At 63.5% G+C, this 17,758-nt stretch carries 13 protein-coding genes; 8 read left to right on the forward strand and 5 right to left on the reverse strand.

Going from position 1 to position 17,758, the window contains the following annotated elements:
- Positions 1-28: 28 nt before the first annotated feature.
- From ACQCSZ_RS00270 to ACQCSZ_RS00280, 3 genes are all read right to left on the reverse strand, one after another.
- The gene (locus tag ACQCSZ_RS00270) at positions 29-2,134 is read right to left on the reverse strand and encodes an ornithine decarboxylase (RefSeq protein ID WP_427006172.1); all 2,106 of its coding nucleotides are present in this window, start codon (positions 2,132-2,134) and stop codon (positions 29-31) included.
- Positions 2,135-2,323: 189 nt separating this feature from the next.
- The gene (locus ACQCSZ_RS00275; RefSeq protein WP_427006173.1) at positions 2,324-4,021 is read right to left on the reverse strand and encodes a urocanate hydratase; all 1,698 of its coding nucleotides are present in this window, start codon (positions 4,019-4,021) and stop codon (positions 2,324-2,326) included.
- 185 nt (positions 4,022-4,206) lie between these two features.
- Entirely contained in the window at positions 4,207-5,397 is a 1,191-nt protein-coding gene (locus tag ACQCSZ_RS00280) for an acyl-CoA dehydrogenase family protein (RefSeq protein ID WP_427006174.1), read from the reverse strand.
- 255 nt (positions 5,398-5,652) lie between these two features.
- Between ACQCSZ_RS00280 and ACQCSZ_RS00285 the strand changes: the two genes are divergently transcribed.
- Complete coding sequence (locus ACQCSZ_RS00285; RefSeq protein ID WP_427006175.1) at positions 5,653-7,134, forward strand: purine-cytosine permease family protein; 1,482 nt, start codon at positions 5,653-5,655, stop codon at positions 7,132-7,134.
- Between the two features lie 116 nt (positions 7,135-7,250).
- On the opposite strand, the gene ACQCSZ_RS00290 is transcribed toward ACQCSZ_RS00285, so the two are convergent.
- On the reverse strand, positions 7,251-8,093 hold the full coding sequence (locus ACQCSZ_RS00290) for an IclR family transcriptional regulator (protein ID WP_427006176.1): 843 nt from the start codon (positions 8,091-8,093) through the stop codon (positions 7,251-7,253).
- 209 nt (positions 8,094-8,302) lie between these two features.
- Between ACQCSZ_RS00290 and ACQCSZ_RS00295 the strand changes: the two genes are divergently transcribed.
- Positions 8,303-9,499 carry a CaiB/BaiF CoA transferase family protein gene (locus ACQCSZ_RS00295; RefSeq protein WP_427008450.1) on the forward strand — a complete coding sequence of 399 codons (1,197 nt, stop codon included), beginning with the start codon at positions 8,303-8,305 and terminating at the stop codon, positions 9,497-9,499.
- Between the two features lie 233 nt (positions 9,500-9,732).
- On the opposite strand, the gene ACQCSZ_RS00300 is transcribed toward ACQCSZ_RS00295, so the two are convergent.
- Positions 9,733-10,941, reverse strand: coding sequence for a cytochrome P450 (locus ACQCSZ_RS00300; protein ID WP_427006177.1), 1,209 nt, complete (start codon positions 10,939-10,941; stop codon positions 9,733-9,735).
- 195 nt (positions 10,942-11,136) lie between these two features.
- Between ACQCSZ_RS00300 and ACQCSZ_RS00305 the strand changes: the two genes are divergently transcribed.
- The 6 genes from ACQCSZ_RS00305 to ACQCSZ_RS00330 all read left to right on the forward strand — a co-directional run bounded on the left by ACQCSZ_RS00305 (position 11,137) and on the right by ACQCSZ_RS00330 (position 17,545).
- Positions 11,137-11,928, forward strand: a complete 792-nt coding sequence (locus ACQCSZ_RS00305; RefSeq protein WP_427006178.1) for an IclR family transcriptional regulator — start codon at positions 11,137-11,139, stop codon at positions 11,926-11,928.
- Positions 11,906-13,606 carry an HAL/PAL/TAL family ammonia-lyase gene (locus tag ACQCSZ_RS00310; RefSeq protein ID WP_427006179.1) on the forward strand — a complete coding sequence of 567 codons (1,701 nt, stop codon included), beginning with the start codon at positions 11,906-11,908 and terminating at the stop codon, positions 13,604-13,606. The genes ACQCSZ_RS00305 and ACQCSZ_RS00310 overlap by 23 nt, the downstream gene beginning before the upstream one ends.
- Positions 13,587-14,600 carry a PDR/VanB family oxidoreductase gene (locus ACQCSZ_RS00315; RefSeq protein ID WP_427006180.1) on the forward strand — a complete coding sequence of 338 codons (1,014 nt, stop codon included), beginning with the start codon at positions 13,587-13,589 and terminating at the stop codon, positions 14,598-14,600. The genes ACQCSZ_RS00310 and ACQCSZ_RS00315 overlap by 20 nt, the downstream gene beginning before the upstream one ends.
- A 298-nt stretch (positions 14,601-14,898) precedes the next feature.
- Positions 14,899-15,810, forward strand: coding sequence for an ABC transporter substrate-binding protein (locus ACQCSZ_RS00320; RefSeq protein ID WP_427006181.1), 912 nt, complete (start codon positions 14,899-14,901; stop codon positions 15,808-15,810).
- Positions 15,807-16,781: an amino acid ABC transporter permease gene (locus tag ACQCSZ_RS00325; RefSeq protein ID WP_427006182.1), complete on the forward strand. Its 975-nt coding sequence runs from the start codon at positions 15,807-15,809 to the stop codon at positions 16,779-16,781. The genes ACQCSZ_RS00320 and ACQCSZ_RS00325 overlap by 4 nt, the downstream gene beginning before the upstream one ends.
- Positions 16,778-17,545 (forward strand): amino acid ABC transporter ATP-binding protein, encoded by a 768-nt coding sequence (locus ACQCSZ_RS00330; RefSeq protein WP_427006183.1) that lies wholly within the window; start codon positions 16,778-16,780, stop codon positions 17,543-17,545. The genes ACQCSZ_RS00325 and ACQCSZ_RS00330 overlap by 4 nt, the downstream gene beginning before the upstream one ends.
- Positions 17,546-17,758: the final 213 nt, after the last annotated feature.

Raw genomic sequence — 17,758 nt, forward strand, 5'->3', positions numbered from 1 at the left:
GACGGGACTTGACCCTGGACCCGAACGCCTAACCGAACGGCATTGCGGTTAGTCCGATGTCCAGGGTCAGCCGGCAGGGATCGACGACAAATTCGTCGTTGCGCCAGGCCTCATCCATGGCTGAGAGTCCGTCCCGCAGGGGGATCGGGCGGTCGGTGTCCCGATACTGGGCAGGGATGAGGTCCCCGGTGGTGAGGATTCTGAAGTATTTCCGGAGCAGGGGGTGGCGGGCGACGGCCTGGGCGATGCTCACCGCCAGGTCGGCCTGACGCTGGACGAGCTCGTAGCCTTCGAGTTCGGCTTGGCGGCGTCCGATGTCCAAGGAGGCCAGGATCTGGTAGTTCGGGGAGGTGGAGGTGTGGGTCATGTACGCCTCTCGGAACGCGTCTTCGTTGTGGCGGCTGAAGTCCTGGTCGTAGACGTGGATCATGGACCCCTGCCGGAGGGATGTCAGGGTCTTGTGGGTTGATTGGGTGGCGTAGACGCGGAGACGCGCTTTGGTGGGATCCGGGATGAGACGGGTGTTCAGCCATGATGCGTCCGGGGCTGGTTCCCCGGTTACAGGGTCGTGGAGTTCCCTGGCCTGTGCGGTGTACTTCCGTGCGTGGGCGGGGTTTTGGAGGTCCTGATCGAGTTTCCGGGAGGCGGCCATGGCGGTCCGCCGGCGGTAGAGCGGGTGGAAGCCGGCGAAGGCGAACCATGCCTCGTCCCAGAGGAAGACGAGGTCGGGTTTGATGGCGAGGCATTCGGCCATGACCCGTTCCACGTCATAGACGATTCCGTCGAAGGTGCAGTTGGTCAGGGTGATCATTTTAACGTCCTGCAGGCGCCCGGCGCGGCGGTAGTCCAGCAGGGTCTGCTTGATGCTCCGGAGCGGGACTGCGCCGTAGAACGAGTGCGCGTCAAGGGGATAGGCGTCCAGGTAGGCGACCCGGGCGCCGGCCAGCATGAGGGCGTAGTGGTGGGATTTGTGGCAGTTCCGGTCCACCAGGACGACGTCTCCGGGTGCGATGATCGACTGGTGGACGATCTTGTTCGCTGTTGACGTGCCGTTGGTGACGAAGAATGTCTTTTGGGCGCCGAAGGCCCGTGCGGCGAGTTTCTGCGCGTCCCGGATGGTGCCGTGGGGGTCCAGCAGCGAATCGAGGCCCCCGGAGGTGGCGGAGGTTTCCGCGAGCAGCAGGTTCAGGCCGTAGAAGTCGGCCATGTCCTTGATCCATCGGGAGTTCACCACTGATCCGCCCCGCGATATGGGCAGCGCGTGGAACACTCCTGCGGGCCGTTTACTGTATTCCTGCAGGGCCGTGAAGAAAGGGGTGTCGTAGCGGGCGGCTATTCCGCGGAGGAGGGAGAGGTGTATTTCCAAGCCATCCTCGCGGGCGAAAATGCGGCGGAAGTGGCTGGTCAGGGATCCGGCGACTTTTTCGATGGCGACCCCGGCGATCAGATACAGGTCGAGTTCGGGGCGTAGCTCAGAAAGCTTCTTCGCCAGCCGCAGGATCCGCTGGACAGGATGCAGCGGGCCCGGACTGTCGCCCGCGAAGGCGTCCAGAAAGCCACGCAGATCATGTCCGAGGTGTTGCCGGGTCACGCCGGTGAAGCCGGGGCGGATGACGCAGGCCTGGATTTCCGGGTTGAGCAGCACCGCGATGAGGGCGTCCTCGAAGCTGGGAACGATATTGACGTCGTAGACAAATTCGTCGTCGTTGCGACGCCTGCTGAGCAGGCCAGACTTTAAGGACTCTCGCTCCGTTGGGGAGATGTCGTCGATGACCAGGACTTCGAATCGCCGTCTGGTTTCCCCGGCAGGAACCTGCGGGGTCTCCGCGTCCCGGGATCCGGATGCTGCGGGAGGTTCGGCGTTGGCGGCAGCGGTGTCTGCCAGCGGGCTGCGGGCCGCCTCTATGAGCTCCGCGGCGAGCCGGAAGTCCTTCGTCGTCAGGCTCATGCGCAGATCCGCCATGTGCTGTAGCCCGGGGGCGGCGAAGTACATCTCGATGGAGTCGAGGATGTCCAGGAGCCTGAAGGTTTCAGTGAACAGGCCCCCTCGGGTTGTTTCCGAAGCAGTGGCGATGATCAGTTGCCTGGTGGTGTAGGCCAGGAAGTCCCAGGTATCGGTGCGAAGCCGCCACACACTGCTGGGCGTGCCGATGGCGGGGCGGGCGGCTCACGGTTTGCGGATCTCCTCAAACAATGCGCCCTCGAGCGTGGGGATTGGTGAGGCGGCGGCGTTCATGCGAATCCTTCGGGCAGATGGGGCAGTCGGTGGTAGCCAGCTGTCGGACTGACCGGCTTGATCACGGTCAGCCCGACAGCGCAGCTGTTACTTCGTTTCGTTCATGGGGATGCGGACGCCGCGTTCGGCGGCGACGTCGACGGCGCGGGGGTAGCCGGCGTCGGCGTGGCGGATGACGCCCATGCCGGGGTCGTTGGTGAGGAGCCGTTCGAGTTTCTGCGCGGCGAGGTCCGTGCCGTCGGCGACGGAGACCTGGCCGGCGTGGATGGAGCGGCCGATGCCGACGCCGCCGCCGTGGTGGAGGGAGACCCAGGTGGCGCCGGAGGCGGTGTTGAGCAGGGCGTTGAGCAGCGGCCAGTCGGCGATCGCGTCGGAGCCGTCGGCCATGGCCTCGGTCTCGCGGTACGGGGACGCGACGGAGCCGGAGTCGAGGTGGTCGCGGCCGATCACGATGGGGGCCTTGACCTTTCCTTCGGCGACGAGCCGGTTGAACAGCAGCCCGGCCTTGGCGCGGTCGCCGTAGCCCAGCCAGCAGATCCGGGCCGGCAGGCCTTCGAACTCCACCCGTTCCTGCGCGGCGTCGATCCAGCGGTGCAGGTGCTTGTTCTCCGGGAACAGCTCCTTGATGGCCGCGTCGGTGACCGCGATGTCCTCCGGGTCGCCGGAGAGCGCGACCCAGCGGAACGGGCCCAGGCCCTCGCAGAACAGCGGGCGGATGTAGGCCGGGACGAAGCCGGGGAATTCGAAGGCGCGGGTGTAGCCGCCCTTGCGGGCCTCGTCGCGGATGGAGTTGCCGTAGTCGAACACCTCGGCGCCGGCGTCCTGGAACTCCACCATGGCCTGGACGTGCCGGGCCATCGAGGCCTGGGCCTTCTTGGTGAAGCCTTCCGGGTCCGCGGCGGCCTCGGCGTGCCATTCGGCCACGCTGATGCCTTCGGGCAGGTAGGACAGCGGGTCGTGGGCGGAGGTCTGGTCCGTGACGATGTCGACCGTGAGCTCGCCGGCGTTGTGGCGGCGCAGGATCTCGGGGAAGACCTCGGCGGCGTTGCCGACGTAGCCCACGGACCAGCCGCGGCGCTCCTCCTTGGCGGCCAGGACCTTGGCGATCGCGGCGTCGAGGTCCGTTTCCACCTCGTCGAGGTAGCGCTTGCCGGCGCGGCGGCGCAGGTGGGACTCGTCGACGTCGACGATCAGGCAGGCGCCGTCGTTCAGGGTGACGGCGAGCGGCTGGGCGCCCCCCATGCCGCCGCAGCCGCCGGTGAGGGTCAGGGTCCCGGCGAGGGTGCCGTCCGGGTCCCCGGTGAGTTTGCGGGCGATCGCGGCGAAAGTCTCGAAGGTGCCCTGCAGGATGCCCTGGGTGCCGATGTAGATCCAGGACCCGGCGGTCATCTGGCCGTACATCATCAGGCCCTCGGCCTCGAGCCGGCGGAATTCGGGCCAGGTGGCCCAGTCGCCGACGAGGTTGGAGTTGGCCAGGAGCACCCGCGGCGCCCATTCGTTGGTGCGGAAGACGCCCACCGGCTTGCCGGACTGGACCAGCAGGGTCTCGTCGTTTTCCATGGTCTCGAGGGTGCGGGTGATGGCGTCGAACGCGGCCCAGGACCGGACGGCCCGGCCGGTGCCGCCGTAGACCACGAGGTCATCGGGGCGTTCGGCGACCTCGGGGTCCAGGTTGTTCATCAGCATGCGCAGCGGCGCTTCCGTCTGCCAGCTCTTCGCCGTGAGCGTGGTGCCGCGGGCTGCTTTGACCGGGCGGGCTCCGGTGGTGAAATCGGCGGATGCCATGAGGGGCTCCTTCGTTGGTATTGCAGACCAGCTCGGTCCACGTCTTGTTTAGATGGGGTGGTGCTCGGCCGCAATGGCCGGTCCAGTCCGTTTGAAGTGCTGATCTAAGTAGGCTGGATTTTCCTTGCCCCAGGTAGGGGAGCGGGCGGGTTATTGTCCGGTATCGCGGACGGGCGTGGGCCTGCTTAGACGAATGCTGCGACGCCCGTGATGGCTCGTCCGGCCACAAGTGTGTTGATTTCGTAGGTGCCTTCGTAGGTGTAAATGGCTTCGGCGTCGCAGAAGATTTTTGCCATCTCGTAGTCGGTGACGATGCCGTTGCCGCCCAGGATGCTGCGGCCGAGCGCGACGGTTTCGCGCATGCGCTTGGTGGCGAAGGCCTTCGCCATGGCGGAGTGTTCGTTTTTGGATTCTCCGGCATCTTCGAGCTGCGCGAGCCGGACCATCATCCCCATGGAACTCATGGAGTTGCTAAGCATGGTCACGAGCTGTTCCTGGATCAGCTGGAACGCCGCCAAAGGTTTGCCGAACTGGTGGCGTTCGATAGCATATTTGCGCGCGACGTCGAAGGCAGCCATCTGGAGTCCGACGGCCTGCCAGCCGACGGTTGCCCTGGTCGATTTGAGGACTTTGTTGGTGTCCCGGAAGCTGTTGGCGCCGGCGAGGCGGAACTCATCGGAAATGCGCAAATCGGTGAGCTTGATATCGGCGTTCTGAACGCTGCGCAGCGAAATCCTGTTTTGGATGAGCGTCGCGGAGAACCCCGGTGTCTTCGTGTCGACCAGGAAGCCCTTGACCTGCTCGTCCTCGACATCCTTGGCCCAGATGATCACGTAGTCGGAGAACGTGGAGTTGCCGATCCACCGCTTTTCGCCGTTAAGCACCCATTTATCGCCCTCCCGCCGGGCGGTGGTGCGGGTGCCGCCGGCCACGTCTGAACCGGCGAGCGGTTCGGTGATCGCGAAGACTCCTGTCTTCTTGAGGGCGTAGATGTCCGGCAGCCATGCCGCCTTCTGCTCTTCCGACGCCAGTAGCTCGATGGAGCCGGTGAAGAGGCCGTCCTGTCCGCTCATGAAGGTTCCCACCGAGGCATCGGCCCGGTGGATTTCAGCGGTGAGGAGGCCGGCAAAGAGATGCGAGTGGCCCTGCCTGCGGACAGGGCTGATGATATCCAGCGCCGCGATCTTCGGGATCAGCTCCATCGGGAATTCGCTGCGGTTCCAGTAATCGGTGGCGATGGGACGCACTTCGGTGTCCAGCCAGCTTCTGACTTCGTGCAGCCGTTCGCGTTCGTGGGCGGGCAGGAGCCCTTCGAAGTTGAAAAAGTCCCCGGTGGGGTAGGGCAGATCATGTGTCAGGGGTGTGTTCGTGCTCATCTTGGGCTCCGGTGCTGTCAGGGAAGGGAAAGGTTTCCTAGCCCCCGTGCGCGGACTCGTCCGGCTGTGTTGCGGGGGTTATTCGAAGTTATCCGAAGACCGCGGCGGTGAATGAGGTGGATCACAGTTTTCCCCTTATCGTCCGAGACCCCGGACGAAACGTCGGGGCTTCCAGTGATGCCACTCACAGCGCATGCTCAGATTGATCCACAGGGTGGGGGACCTCCGAATCCAGTTGCCAAAGTGAGGAACAGCATGCAGTCCACAACAAACAGGGGATCAGGCGGGCCGCGCGTGGAGCGCCGCTCCATCGACTTCGTCCCGGAAAATGAACGTCACGGTTCGCCGGCACAGCAGTTCACGCTGTGGTTCGGAGCGAACATGCAGATCACAGCCATCGTCGACGGTGCCCTTGCGGTGCTGTTCGGAGCAGACGCCCTGTGGGCAATCATCGGTCTGCTGATCGGCAACATTCTGGGCGGGGCTGTCATGGCGCTGCACGCGGCTCAAGGACCGAAGCTGGGTCTGCCGCAGATGATCTCCAGCCGCGCACAGTTCGGAATACTCGGGGCGGTCATTCCGCTGGTGCTGGTCGTCATCATGTACCTGGGTTTCGCCGCGACCGGAACCGTCCTGGCAGGACAGGCGGTTGACCAGATCCTGCACACCGGCACCCCCGCCATTGGCATGGCCATCTTCGGCGCCCTGACCATCCTCGTTGCGACCCTGGGCTACAAATACATTCACATGATGGGCCGCATAGCGACCATCGTCGGGATCCTGGGCTTCACCTACCTGGGCATCCGGCTATTTACCAGCCACGATGTTGGGGCGCTGCTCGGATCCGGGAATTTCGAATTCCCCACGTTTCTGCTCGCCATCTCCCTCAGTGCCGGATGGCAGCTGACCTACGGCCCGTACGTGGCCGACTACTCCCGCTACCTTCCGTCCAAGACCCCGGCCCGCAAGACCTTCCTTGCCTCTTACTTGGGCACCGTGATCGGTTCCCAGTGGTCCATGACTCTCGGTGCTCTCTTCGCGGCTCTCGCTCTGCCTAAGGGTGAGAGGTTCCTGGACGGCCAGGTCGCCTTCCTCGGCAACATGAGCGGTGGGGGACTGATCGCGGTGATCATCTACCTCGTCGTCGTGACTGGAAAGCTCACGGTCAACACCCTCAATGCCTATGGCGGCTACATGACCATGCTGACCTCTGTTACGGCCTTCACGCGCAAAACCGGCGTGGCGACCTGGACGCGGTTCGCCTACGTCGTCGGCTTCATCGGCCTCTCGGTGCTCATCGCCGTCATGGCATCCCCCGACTTCATCGCGAACTTCAAGAACTTTGTGCTGCTGCTGCTCATGGTTTTCATCCCCTGGAGCTCCATCAACCTGGTTGATTACTACCTGATCTCGAAAGAAAAAGTCGACATTCCGGCGCTGTACGATCTGGACGGCCGGTACGGACGATGGAACAAAACCGCACTGCTCACCTATGCAGTCGGCATCATCGTGCAGATTCCGTTCCTGGCCCAATCCCTCTACACCGGGCCCATGACGGAGCTGCTGGGCGGGGCAGACATTTCCTGGCTGGTGGGGCTCGTGGTCACGGCCCTGGTGTTCTACCCGCTGGCGAAGAGGAATTCCAATGCGCCGTCCCACATGATCTACCCTGCCGGAAGCGATCCCGAGGTACTTCAACCGCTCTCGAACCGTGTGCCCAATATGCCTGCCGTCTAGATCGCAGCGGCACCAAATTAAGCCGATTCCGCCGCCCCTGGAAAAGCAAAGAAGTTGAACAAGTCAGTCCCGGCCACATCTGTGGCCGGGACTGATTTCGTCAGCGCGGCCGGCCATCACGTGTGGATGCCAAGCCGACGCGATATCTCCCGGGCGCAGCGGTTCACCTCGGGAATCCACTCCTTGGCCACGTCTTCAATCCGCGTCGCCCGTTCCTCGGCTGTCTCTGCATCCCTGGCCCGGCGCCGGGCACCTACGGCCGGAAATGCACGGTTGGTAACGGTCAGCGTCACACTGGCCACCGGATAGCGCGCCCGGTCGAGGACGGCGACGGCAACAGATGAGAAGCCCTCCGTGATTTCGTCCTGTTCCCACGCATAACCGAGGGTCCGGGTCCGCGAGAGAAGATCCTGCAGGGCCGGCAACGACTGCGGCCCGTTGGCATTGCGGACAGTGAAGGCCTCCGGGCCCGGAAACAGTGCAGCTACCTGGGCGGGATCCATCTGCGCCATCATGGCCCGGCCGCTGGCCGTCAGATGGGCCGGAAGCCGGATGCCGGTATCTGTCACCAAGGGCCGCTGCCGTGGTGCGCGTTCCACGATGACGTAAATGACGTCCCTGCCGTGCATCACGGCAAGATGCGCGGTACGCCGCGTACGGCTTACCAACCGGGCCAGAGGGAAACGGGCAATGCGCTGAAGCGGAACCTGCCGCGAATAGCCCGTCCCCAGCTCATGGGCCGTCACCCCGAGGGCGTACTTGCGTTCCTCGGGCAGATGGACCAGAAAGCCGTCCTCAATGAGGGCCGCGATCAACTGATACGTAGTGGATCGGGGCAGCCCTACGTCACGGGCAATGACCGACGCTCCAACCGGGTTGGCCTGTCCGGCGACGAACCGCAGAACCGCCAGAACCTGCGCCGCAGCGGGGGCCTTGGGACGCAGTAAGGGACTATTCATGTTCCAAGAATACGCGCCGCTTTGTCCGGCATCCCGGACGTTTTGGCAGGGGTTCCCATGGTCGGTTCGGAGGACGGGTGGTGGGATGGAAGTACGAAAACGGCCGCTGGCGGACAGTCACGGCGTCTCACGAAGAGGAACTCCAAATGTCCACATTGCCGACTCCCCCCGCAACTACCTCCATTGCAGATGAAGCCGCTGCGGAAGAGATGTCCCCGCCCCGAAGGGGTTCCCTCCAGGGGATCCGGGTGTTGGACCTTTCCCGGGTGCTCGCGGGACCCTTCTGCGCGATGATCCTGGCCGACCTCGGGGCCGAGGTCATCAAAGTTGAGAGTCCTGAAGGTGACGACTCGCGTCACTTCGGCCCCACGGTGAAGGGCGAGTCGGGCTACTACCGACTGTTCAACCGCAGCAAGTTCGGGATCACGCTGAACCTGAAAGACACCCGGGACCGCAGCAAGCTCCTGGACCTGGTCAGGAATTCGGACGTCATCATCGAAAACTTCAGGCCTGGGGTGATGGACAGGCTAGGTATCGCTGCCGGCACGCTCCTTGAAATCAATCCCCGCCTCGTGGTGGTCAGCATCAGCGGATTCGGGCAGGACGGCCCCCTTCGCAACGCCCCCGCCTATGACCTGATCGCCCAAGCGATGAGCGGGCTGATGTCCGTAACCGGATGGCCGGGAGGCCAGCCCACCCGCGTGGGCGTAAGCCTCGGAGACATCATTCCCGGGCTCTACGGCGCCACCGCGGCCCTGGCGGCCCTCCAGGAACGTCATCTGACCGGAAAAGGCCAGCACATCGACATCGCCATGCTCGACAGCCTCGTCTCCATCCTGGAATCAGTAGGAATGCGCGCCCTGCACGGGGAAGAACCCGCCGCGTGCGGCAACGATCACGCCATGTCAACCCCCTTCAGCACCTACCAGACCAAAGACGGAACCGTCGCCATCGCCATAGCCGGCGACCGGCTGTTCCCCCGGCTTACCGAAGCGCTCGGGCGGAGCGAATGGCTCGCCGATGAAAGATTCAAAGAACAGACGCGCAGGAACACCCACCCCGCAGAATTCCGCGCGGCACTGGAGACGGCCCTGAGCACGCTCACTACGGCCGAAGTAGTCACCCTGCTTCAGGCACACCAGGTACCAGTCTCCGAGGTGTATTCCGTCAAAGATGCCCTCACCAATGAACATGCCCGCACACGCGGCCTCGTCGCCATCGAATCCGACGGATTCGCCACCCTGGCGTCACCGATCCGGCTGACCGGTTCCGTACAGCCACGGCCCGCACCCAAGCTTGGCGAACACAATGACCGCATTAGCGAATGGATTATATCACCTGAATGTGCCGAGGAACCAGACCAAAGTCTTTTTGACCGGCACGCCGGCGCAATGACCGGTAACTGAACAGACTTGGACGCCAAAATCAATGAAACAGTCACGCAGCCAGGCTGCGGGGCGGCAACCCAGACCTGAGCGGTGTCATTTGCCGGTTAACGCGGTTGATCAGGAATGATGTATTCGCCATGACCTTTGGGAGCCCGGTGCTGTTCTGGGCAGGGTCGACGAACTCGGCTGGAACTGGTCAACACGGGGGAGCGAAACGAAGCTGGACAATATCTCCTTACGGAAAGCACAGGCTAGGCGACCACGATTTTGAGCGGGATGGAGCGCCAGCCGCGGAGGGTATTGTGCAGGTACGGCACGGGCTCGCCTACCAGCTCGAGGCTTTTGATGCGCTTGGCCAGGGCTGTGAAGAGGACGTCCATCTCAAGCCGGGATATAGGCTGGCCCACGCACTGGTGGATGCCCATGCCAAAGGCCAGATGTCCCCCGGCGTTCCGGCCGATCATGAACTCGTCCGCGGTCGGTCCCCAGTAGCTGGCGTCGCGGTTGGCCGAACCGATGAACAACAGCACCTTTGAACCGGCCGACAGCGGGATGCCCCGAAAAACCGTGTCAGTCGTAACGGTCCGGAAGAATGACTGGAACGGTGACTCGTAGCGGAGTGCTTCATCAATGGCGAACTTGGCCAGCCGTGGATTGGCGTGAAGCGTGGCCCACTCCTGGGGATGGGAGGCCAGTGCCTGAAGGGTATTGCCGATAGAGAAAACGGTGGTGTCGAGGCCTGCGGACAGCATGGCCCTGACCAGCAATGCGGCCTGCTCAGCGCTGATTTCGCCGCGGTCGGCGTACTCCCAGATCTGGGCGCCCATACCGTCTACGGACAGGTTTTCGCGGGCGCAATTGTTCATGACCCATTCGTGCGTAGGCTCGCCCTTTTCAAAGAATTCGCGGGAGCGTTCATCGTCAGGGCCGAAGGAGCTGAAATTCATGGCGCCGTGGGGTAGCAGGTTGGCTTCGCGGCCTTCGCGGGGGATTCCGACTGCGTCGCCGAAGACGCGGATAGGGAACAGCTCGGCGAGGTCCGTGACACCGTCGAACGTTCCCCGGGAGATGAGTTGATCCACGAGTTCATCGGCAAACACCTCGAATTGCAGCCGCAGGGACCGGACACCGCGGGGGGAGATGACCCCGGCCATCGCGGCGCGCATGGGGCCGTGGACGGGTGGGTCCGATTCCAGGATCCCTTGCGGACGCCACGCGGGCTCGTGATGGAGGTTCTTGGGGCCGACGCCGGCGCCGGAGATGAACGTGTCATAGTCTTCCAGGATCTCTTTGCATTCTTCGAACCCGGCAAAGGCCAGGACGCCATACTTCGCCAGCCACACTGCGGGACCGGCGGCTCTCATCCGCTCGAACAACGGATACGGATTGGTGAGATGGCGGTCACTGTAGGGATCATCCGAGAAAACCGGAACTGTCTGCGGGGGAATGCTTACTGACATCGTGGGCCTCGTTACTGTCGACTGTTTCGCTGCGGAGCAACCAATTCGTGGCATCAAAGTACCGATGAGTGAGAGCGGCGGATAAATGCCGTTCTCACTCTGCGGGAATGGTTTTTGTACGGCCGCCCAGTGGCCCTGCACTATCGTTTCGTGACAGGCCCCACAGGGGGATTGAACCGGGCAGGAGGTAAAGCGGTGCCGACACATACATCTTTTGAGCGCGGGCTCCTGATCCTGTCCGAAGTCGCCGAGGCGGGCGATACCACCGTGGAGCGTGTGGCCCTGAAGCTCGGAATTCCTATCAGCACCACCTACCGCTACTTCCATCAGCTCCGCGAACATGGCTTCGTCCAGGAGGACGCGGGCATCTACCGACCGGGGCGCGCCCTGCTGGCGCTGTCGGGCCGGCACCTGACGCAGAGCCATCTGGCGGAAGTCGGCACGGCGGTGCTTAGGAGCGTCGTGGACGCCGTGGGGGAGACTGCCGTCCTGATCATCCGGGTCGGCACACAGGCCCTTTGCCTGCGCCGCGCGGAACCGGACAAGGCCTTCAAGTTCACGTTCGCGGTCAATGAGCTCCTGCCGCTGACGGCCGGAGCCGGCCCCCGGACCATGCTCGCGTGGGCGCCGTCCGACGTCGTGCGTCAGGTGTTGGACGGGGACCTGCCGCGCTTCACCGACAACACGCCGTCGGCGGAGCAGATCCAACTCAGCCTCGCGCAGATCCGGACAAGCGGTTGGGTCGTATCCCGCGGGGAACTCGATCCCGGGGCCATCTCCGTGGCTGTGCCGGTAATGCTCGACGGCGAAGCTGTGTGTGCCCTTAACGTGGCAGGTCCGGAGGGCCGCTGCGGCTCCCGTGCCTGGCTGAACTCGACTTTAGAAACAATGAATGAGGCAGCGGAGAACCTGGCGGCGTCGCTGGGTTCCCTCGCTAGCCATAGAACAACCCGAGAGGTAAGAGATGACGCTCGAAACTCTGCTTGATACCGCGCCGGTAGTCCTGGGGACGGACCGCACAACGTTGCAGGATCTGATCGACGTGGCCCGCCACCGGCGTCCCGTGGTGGTGGATGAGCAGGCGTTGGCACGGATGAAGCCCAGCCAGGAGTGGTTGGACGGTGTCATGGACGGCATGGCGGCCGGTAAAGAGACCGCCGCCATTTACAGCATCAACACCGGTTTCGGTTCCCTTGCCGGCCGAAAGGCTTTCAACGATCCATCCGACGCCGCCGAGCTGTCCCGGCGGCTGGTTCTTTCCAATGCGGCCGGCGTGGGCCGGTATGTCGATGAGGAAGTGGTGCGGGCAACCATGTTCATCCGCGTCGTCAGCCTTACCCAGGGCCATTCGGGCGTTCGGGCGGATATTGTGACGACGCTGACGCAGATGCTTAACCGGGGCGTGTACCCCGCCATCCCGGAATACGGTTCCCTCGGCGCCTCCGGTGACCTCATCCCGTTGGCCCACGTGGCGATCGTTATGTCCCGCTCCCATGCCGGTGAGGACGAGGAACTGGATTCCGGTGAGGCCTTCGTGGACGGAGCAGTGGTCTCCGGCATCGCCGCCATGGCCAACGCGGGGATAGCACGCCTTCCGCTCGGCGCCAAGGACGGACTGGCACTCCTGAACGGCACGTCTTTCTCCTGCGCCCAGACGGCCCTTGCACTCTACGACGCGCAGAACCTCCTGGAAACCGCGCAGATCACCGCGGCTATGACGATCGAGGCCCTCATGGGTTTTGGCGATGCCTTTATCGATGAACTCCACCAGGCCCGCGGCCAGCGGGGCCAGATCGAGGTCGCTGCACGGCTCCGCGAACTCCTCGCCGGAAGCGGGCTGGTGGACGGCGACGCCGGCACAGACCCCGTGCGGCAGCCGCCCCAGGACGCCTACTCACTGCGCTGCATCCCGCAGGTCTTCGGCCCGGTCAAGGACACGCTGGCGTTCGCCGCCGGGATCATCGACAACGAGATCAACGCCGCCACCGACAACCCGCTGATCTTCCCATCGCTGCCGTCCACCCGCACGCTTAAAGCCGTCTCCGGCGGCAACTTCCACGCCGAATATGTCGCCTTCGTAGCGGACTTCATTTCGATTGTGGTCACGGAAATCGGCAACATCACCGAGCGCCGGCTTTTCCGGCTCGACGACGGCACCCTGAACCGCGGCCTGCCGGACATGCTGGTGGCCAGCGAACAGATCGGGATGGACTGCGGGTACATGCTGCCGCAGTACCTCGCGGCTGCCCTGGTCTCCGACTGTAAGACGCTCGCCCATCCGGACAGCGTGGACTCCATCCCCACCTGCGCGAACCAGGAAGATCATGTGTCCATGGCCAACAACGCCGGCCGGCACGCACGTCAGATCGTCACCAACATCGAGACCGTGGTGGCAGTCGAACTCCTCATGGCCGCGCAGGCCTTGGAATTACGCATGCGCCTTCCTGCCACAACCGGCGCCATGCCGGGGGCCGCGAGCCTGGCCGCCCTGGCTTTGCTGCGCTCCACGGCCGCCGCCGATGGCCGCCCCATTGACCACCTCAAGCAGGATGTGGTCCTGTACCCGCGGCTGCGCAAGGCCGGCGAACTGGTCCACGACGGAGCGGTGGTCACCGCCGTGAACGCTGTGCTCTGTGGAGGCAGCGATGACGCTCCAGTCCGCTGACGCTCCGGTGCTCAGCGGGCCTGCGCCGGTTGGGAAGAGCTTCGCCAGCCTCGCCGTCAGCGAGCTCCGGCGGGAAGCAGACAACATCGTTTCAGTGTTTTTGAAGGCTCCCACGGGGGGTGTGCTTCCGCCGTGGGAGCCCGGCGCCCACATCGATGTCCTCTTCGGCAATGGCATCCTGCGTCAGTACTCGCTGTGCTCCGATCCGGCAGAACGGTCATATTGGCGCATCGCGGTGCTGCGTGAGTTGCCCGGCCGCGGCGGCTCACGCTACATCCACGAGTCGCTGAAGGCGGGTGATGTCCTCGACATCCGCGGCCCGCAGAACAACTTCCGTGGCACACCGGGCTCCGGGGAGAAGGTGTTCATTGCCGGCGGCATCGGAATCACGCCGCTGCTGCCGATGATCCGGGCGGCGTACCAGAAGGGGGAGTCCTGGCGGCTGCTGTACCTCGGGTCCAGCCTGCGTTCCATGGCTTTCGTGGAGGAGCTGGCCGTCCTTGACCCTGCCGGAGACAAGGTCTGCATCCGTGCCCGGGAGAAATCCGGCCGCACGGACCTGACGGAGTATCTGCGCGGGGCGGGGCTGACTGGGGATGCCACTGTCTTTACGTGCGGCCCGGAACGGATGCTCGCCGAGCTCCGCGCGGCACACACGGACGGTCTAGTGCCTCACCTGCTGTTTGAGGACTTCGGCGGCGGCCCAGGCGGTGGCCCGGCTGACGACGATGCCCCTTTCCTGGTGGAAACCGCTGACGGAACACAAATCGACGTCGGGGAAAATGAAACAATTCTGGAAGCGCTTGAGCGTGCCGGAGTCCCCGCGCTGAATTCCTGCAGGAAAGGCACCTGTGGAACCTGTGAGACGGCGGTAGTGGCTGGAATTCCAGACCACCGCGACGAAATTCTGAGCCATGAAGAACGTGCGGCAAATGAAACAATAATGATTTGTGTTTCCCGCTGCCGAGGCGAGAGGCTGGTGCTGGACCTCTAGGCCGCCAAGTGCTGAAAGCCTACTGATCCACCAGACCAAGGGGGTCGACGGCCCTTGGTCTGGACTGCCTGCCCCCTTGCGTTAGTAAATTTTATTATTTAGCATTTTTTCATGCCGTCTTTCAAATGCGGTATGCCGAATCCTTTGGGTGCGGCATTTGTCTTTAGAAATCCCTGCAAATAGCTATTGTGGCGTGTGGAAACCATGTCTATGCTGGTCCCAGGCGGTCTTCATTCATAGGAATCCCCAGGAAGCCCCCCAATTCGCATAAAGCCGCATTAACCCCGAGGAGTACAAATTGAGCATTTCTGTATTTCGCTTTCGCCATCACGCCTTAGCGGCGCTGGCACTGTCCGCCGTCGTCGGTCTCACCGCTTGTGGCGGTTCAGTTACGGCAGCCTCCGACCCAACGGGTGCGGCATCTGATGCGGCAAAGACGCCGCTCTTCAGCCAGCTGCCCAAGGAGATACAGGGTGCGGGCACCGTAAAAGTAGCAAGCAACGTCGAATACCCGCCGTTTGAGTCGTTCGATACGGACGGGAAGACCATCATCGGCATTGACCGTGAAATCGCGGACGCTCTGGAGAAGAAGCTGGGCGTCACCCTGACTTTCGACAACATCGCCTTCGATGCAATCATCCCTGGCCTCGCCTCGGGCCGCTATGACATGGCCATGTCCGCCATGTCCGACACCGCTGAACGACAGAAGCAGGTCAGCTTTTTGGATTATTTCCAGGCGGGCGGTGGCATCATGACGACCAAGGCCAACGTTGAGAAGCTGAAGTCCCTGACCGACCTTTGCGGGACCAAGGTCGGCATTGTTAAGGGCACCACTGAGGACGCCGATGCAGCGGAGCAGTCCGCCAAGTGCCAGGCCGCCGGGAACGAGCCGCTCGCGGTTACCATCTATGCCGGCCAGAACCAGGCCGTGCTGGCTTTGCAGAGTGAGCGCGTGGACGCCTTCCTTGTGGACTCGACGTCGGGCTCGGTAGTCGCGGCCGACAGCAACGGCGAGCTGGCCATGGGTAAGGCGTACCAAAAGCTCTCCTTCGGCATCGTGTTCCCCAAGGAGAGCACCGAGCTGATGGCAGCAGTCCAGAAGGCACTGGAATCGATCAAGACCGACGGCACATACGAGTCGATCCTCTCCAAGTACAAGATGCAGGACCACACCATCGAGCAATTCACTGTAAACGGATCCACCAAGTGACCCTGTACGCAGCCACCGAAGACGAGCAAAACCTCTCGATCGTCCCCGCCCGCTACACCGGGCGGTGGGTCGTGGCCGGGGTGGTGGTGCTGGGCGCGGCTCTCATGGTCTACGGCATGTTCACCAACCAACGGTTCCAGTGGGGCACGGTAAGGGAGTACCTCTTCGCTGCACCCGTGCTGTCCGGTCTGGCCAATACGCTGCTGCTTACGGCGGTGTCGATGGCCATCGGCATCGTCCTGGGAATCCTGGTGGCAGTGTGCCGTCTGTCGCCAAACCCCATCCTGTCCACCGCGGCCTGGGCGTATTCCTGGTTCTTCAGGGGCACACCTCTCATGGTCCAGCTGCTGTTCTGGTTCTTCATGGCGGCACTGGTCCCCAAGCTGGTGCTGGGTGTCCCGTTCGGCCCGAGTTTCTTGGAGATCTCCACCAACACGCTGATTTCACCCTTCACCGCCGCCATCCTGGGCCTGAGCCTGAACGAAGGCGCGTACATGGGCGAGATTGTCCGTTCCGGCATCCGGGCTACCCCGGTGGGACAGACCGAGGCCGCCAAGGCCATGGGCATGTCCCGGCTGCAGACGATGCGCCGGGTCATCCTGCCGCAGGCAATGCGGGTGATCATCCCGCCTACCGGCAACGAGACCATCGGCATGCTCAAGTACACCTCGCTCGTGATCGTGATCGGCTACAGCGAACTGCTGACTTCTGTCTCGATCATCTACTCGAGGACGTTTCAGACCATTCCGCTGCTGATCGTGGCCGCCCTCTGGTACCTGACGGTTACGGCGGTGCTGTCCGTGGGGCAGTACTACGTTGAGCGTCATTTCGAACGCGGCTTCGCACCGCTGAAGGGACCGAAGCCTGCAGCTAAACCGTTCCGCACAGGCCGCGGCGGCCCCCTCCCGGGGGCCAACTCCACCGCGACGCTGGCCAGCGGTGCCGTAACAGAACTGGAGAACGTCAAATGAGGGAACCAATCGTTCGGGCCCGCGATGTCCGCAAGTCCTTCGGCCACTTGGAGGTACTCAAGGGCATCAACCTGGACATCTACGCCGGCGAAGTTGCGTGCCTGCTGGGGCCCTCAGGCTCGGGAAAGAGCACCTTCCTGCGCTGTATCAACCACCTCGAAAAGCTCGACCGCGGCCAGTTGTGGGTGCAGGGCGAGCGGATCGGTTACCGACGTTCCGGCAACAAGCTGCACGAGCTCAAAGAGCACGAAACCGCCCGCCAGCGGGCCTCGGTCGGCATGGTGTTCCAGCAGTTCAATCTCTTTCCGCACCGCACAGCACTGGAAAACGTGATCGAGGGGCCCACAGTCGTCCAGCGCATGCGGAAGGAGCAGGCCATCGAGGAAGGCCGGCAACTGCTGGCCCGCGTCGGACTGTCGGACAAAGCCGACCACTACCCCGGACAGCTCTCCGGCGGCCAGCAGCAGCGCGTGGCGATCGCCCGCTCGCTCGCGCTCAAGCCTTCCGTCATGCTGTTCGACGAGCCAACATCGGCGCTGGACCCTGAACTGGTGGGCGAGGTCCTGGATGTGATGCGTTCGTTGGCGGACTCCGGCATGACGATGATCGTGGTCACGCACGAGATGGGCTTCGCCAAGGAAGTCGGAAACGTGGTGCACTTCATGGCAGATGGCCAGCTTGTCGAGAGCGGTGACCCGCACCAGGTCCTCGAAAACCCGCGCGAGGCACGCACCCAGGCGTTTCTGTCGAAAGTTCTTGCATGAGGGATTGGCCCGTGGCGGCCACATTCTCGCAAAACCCAACCGCTGCGCAGTCATGCGTCGGGAGCTCCGGCGTGCGCTCGGCGGCAAGGTGGTCATCGACGTCCGCACCCGCACCTCCCGTTCCCATGACTGCCCGCATCTGTCCGCGGGACGCCGGTCGCCGTCGTGCGTCCGGCCTCCACGGAAGATGTCGCCACTGCGGTGCGGATCTGT

Source organism: Pseudarthrobacter sp. H2, assembly GCF_050157045.1.
Lineage (GTDB): Bacteria > Actinomycetota > Actinomycetes > Actinomycetales > Micrococcaceae > Arthrobacter.

Excerpts from the sequence above, each read along its gene's own strand:
- ACQCSZ_RS00290 (WP_427006176.1), bottom strand. The coding sequence starts at position 8,093 with ATGAATAGTCCCTTACTGCGTCCCAAGGCCCCCGCTGCGGCGCAGGTT.
- ACQCSZ_RS00285 (WP_427006175.1), top strand. The coding sequence starts at position 5,653 with ATGCAGTCCACAACAAACAGGGGATCAGGCGGGCCGCGCGTGGAGCGC.
- ACQCSZ_RS00330 (WP_427006183.1), top strand. The coding sequence starts at position 16,778 with ATGAGGGAACCAATCGTTCGGGCCCGCGATGTCCGCAAGTCCTTCGGC.
- ACQCSZ_RS00300 (WP_427006177.1), bottom strand. The coding sequence starts at position 10,941 with ATGTCAGTAAGCATTCCCCCGCAGACAGTTCCGGTTTTCTCGGATGAT.
- ACQCSZ_RS00275 (WP_427006173.1), bottom strand. The coding sequence starts at position 4,021 with ATGGCATCCGCCGATTTCACCACCGGAGCCCGCCCGGTCAAAGCAGCC.
- ACQCSZ_RS00295 (WP_427008450.1), top strand. The coding sequence starts at position 8,303 with ATGTCCCCGCCCCGAAGGGGTTCCCTCCAGGGGATCCGGGTGTTGGAC.
- ACQCSZ_RS00310 (WP_427006179.1), top strand. The coding sequence starts at position 11,906 with ATGACGCTCGAAACTCTGCTTGATACCGCGCCGGTAGTCCTGGGGACG.
- ACQCSZ_RS00315 (WP_427006180.1), top strand. The coding sequence starts at position 13,587 with ATGACGCTCCAGTCCGCTGACGCTCCGGTGCTCAGCGGGCCTGCGCCG.
- ACQCSZ_RS00280 (WP_427006174.1), bottom strand. The coding sequence starts at position 5,397 with ATGAGCACGAACACACCCCTGACACATGATCTGCCCTACCCCACCGGG.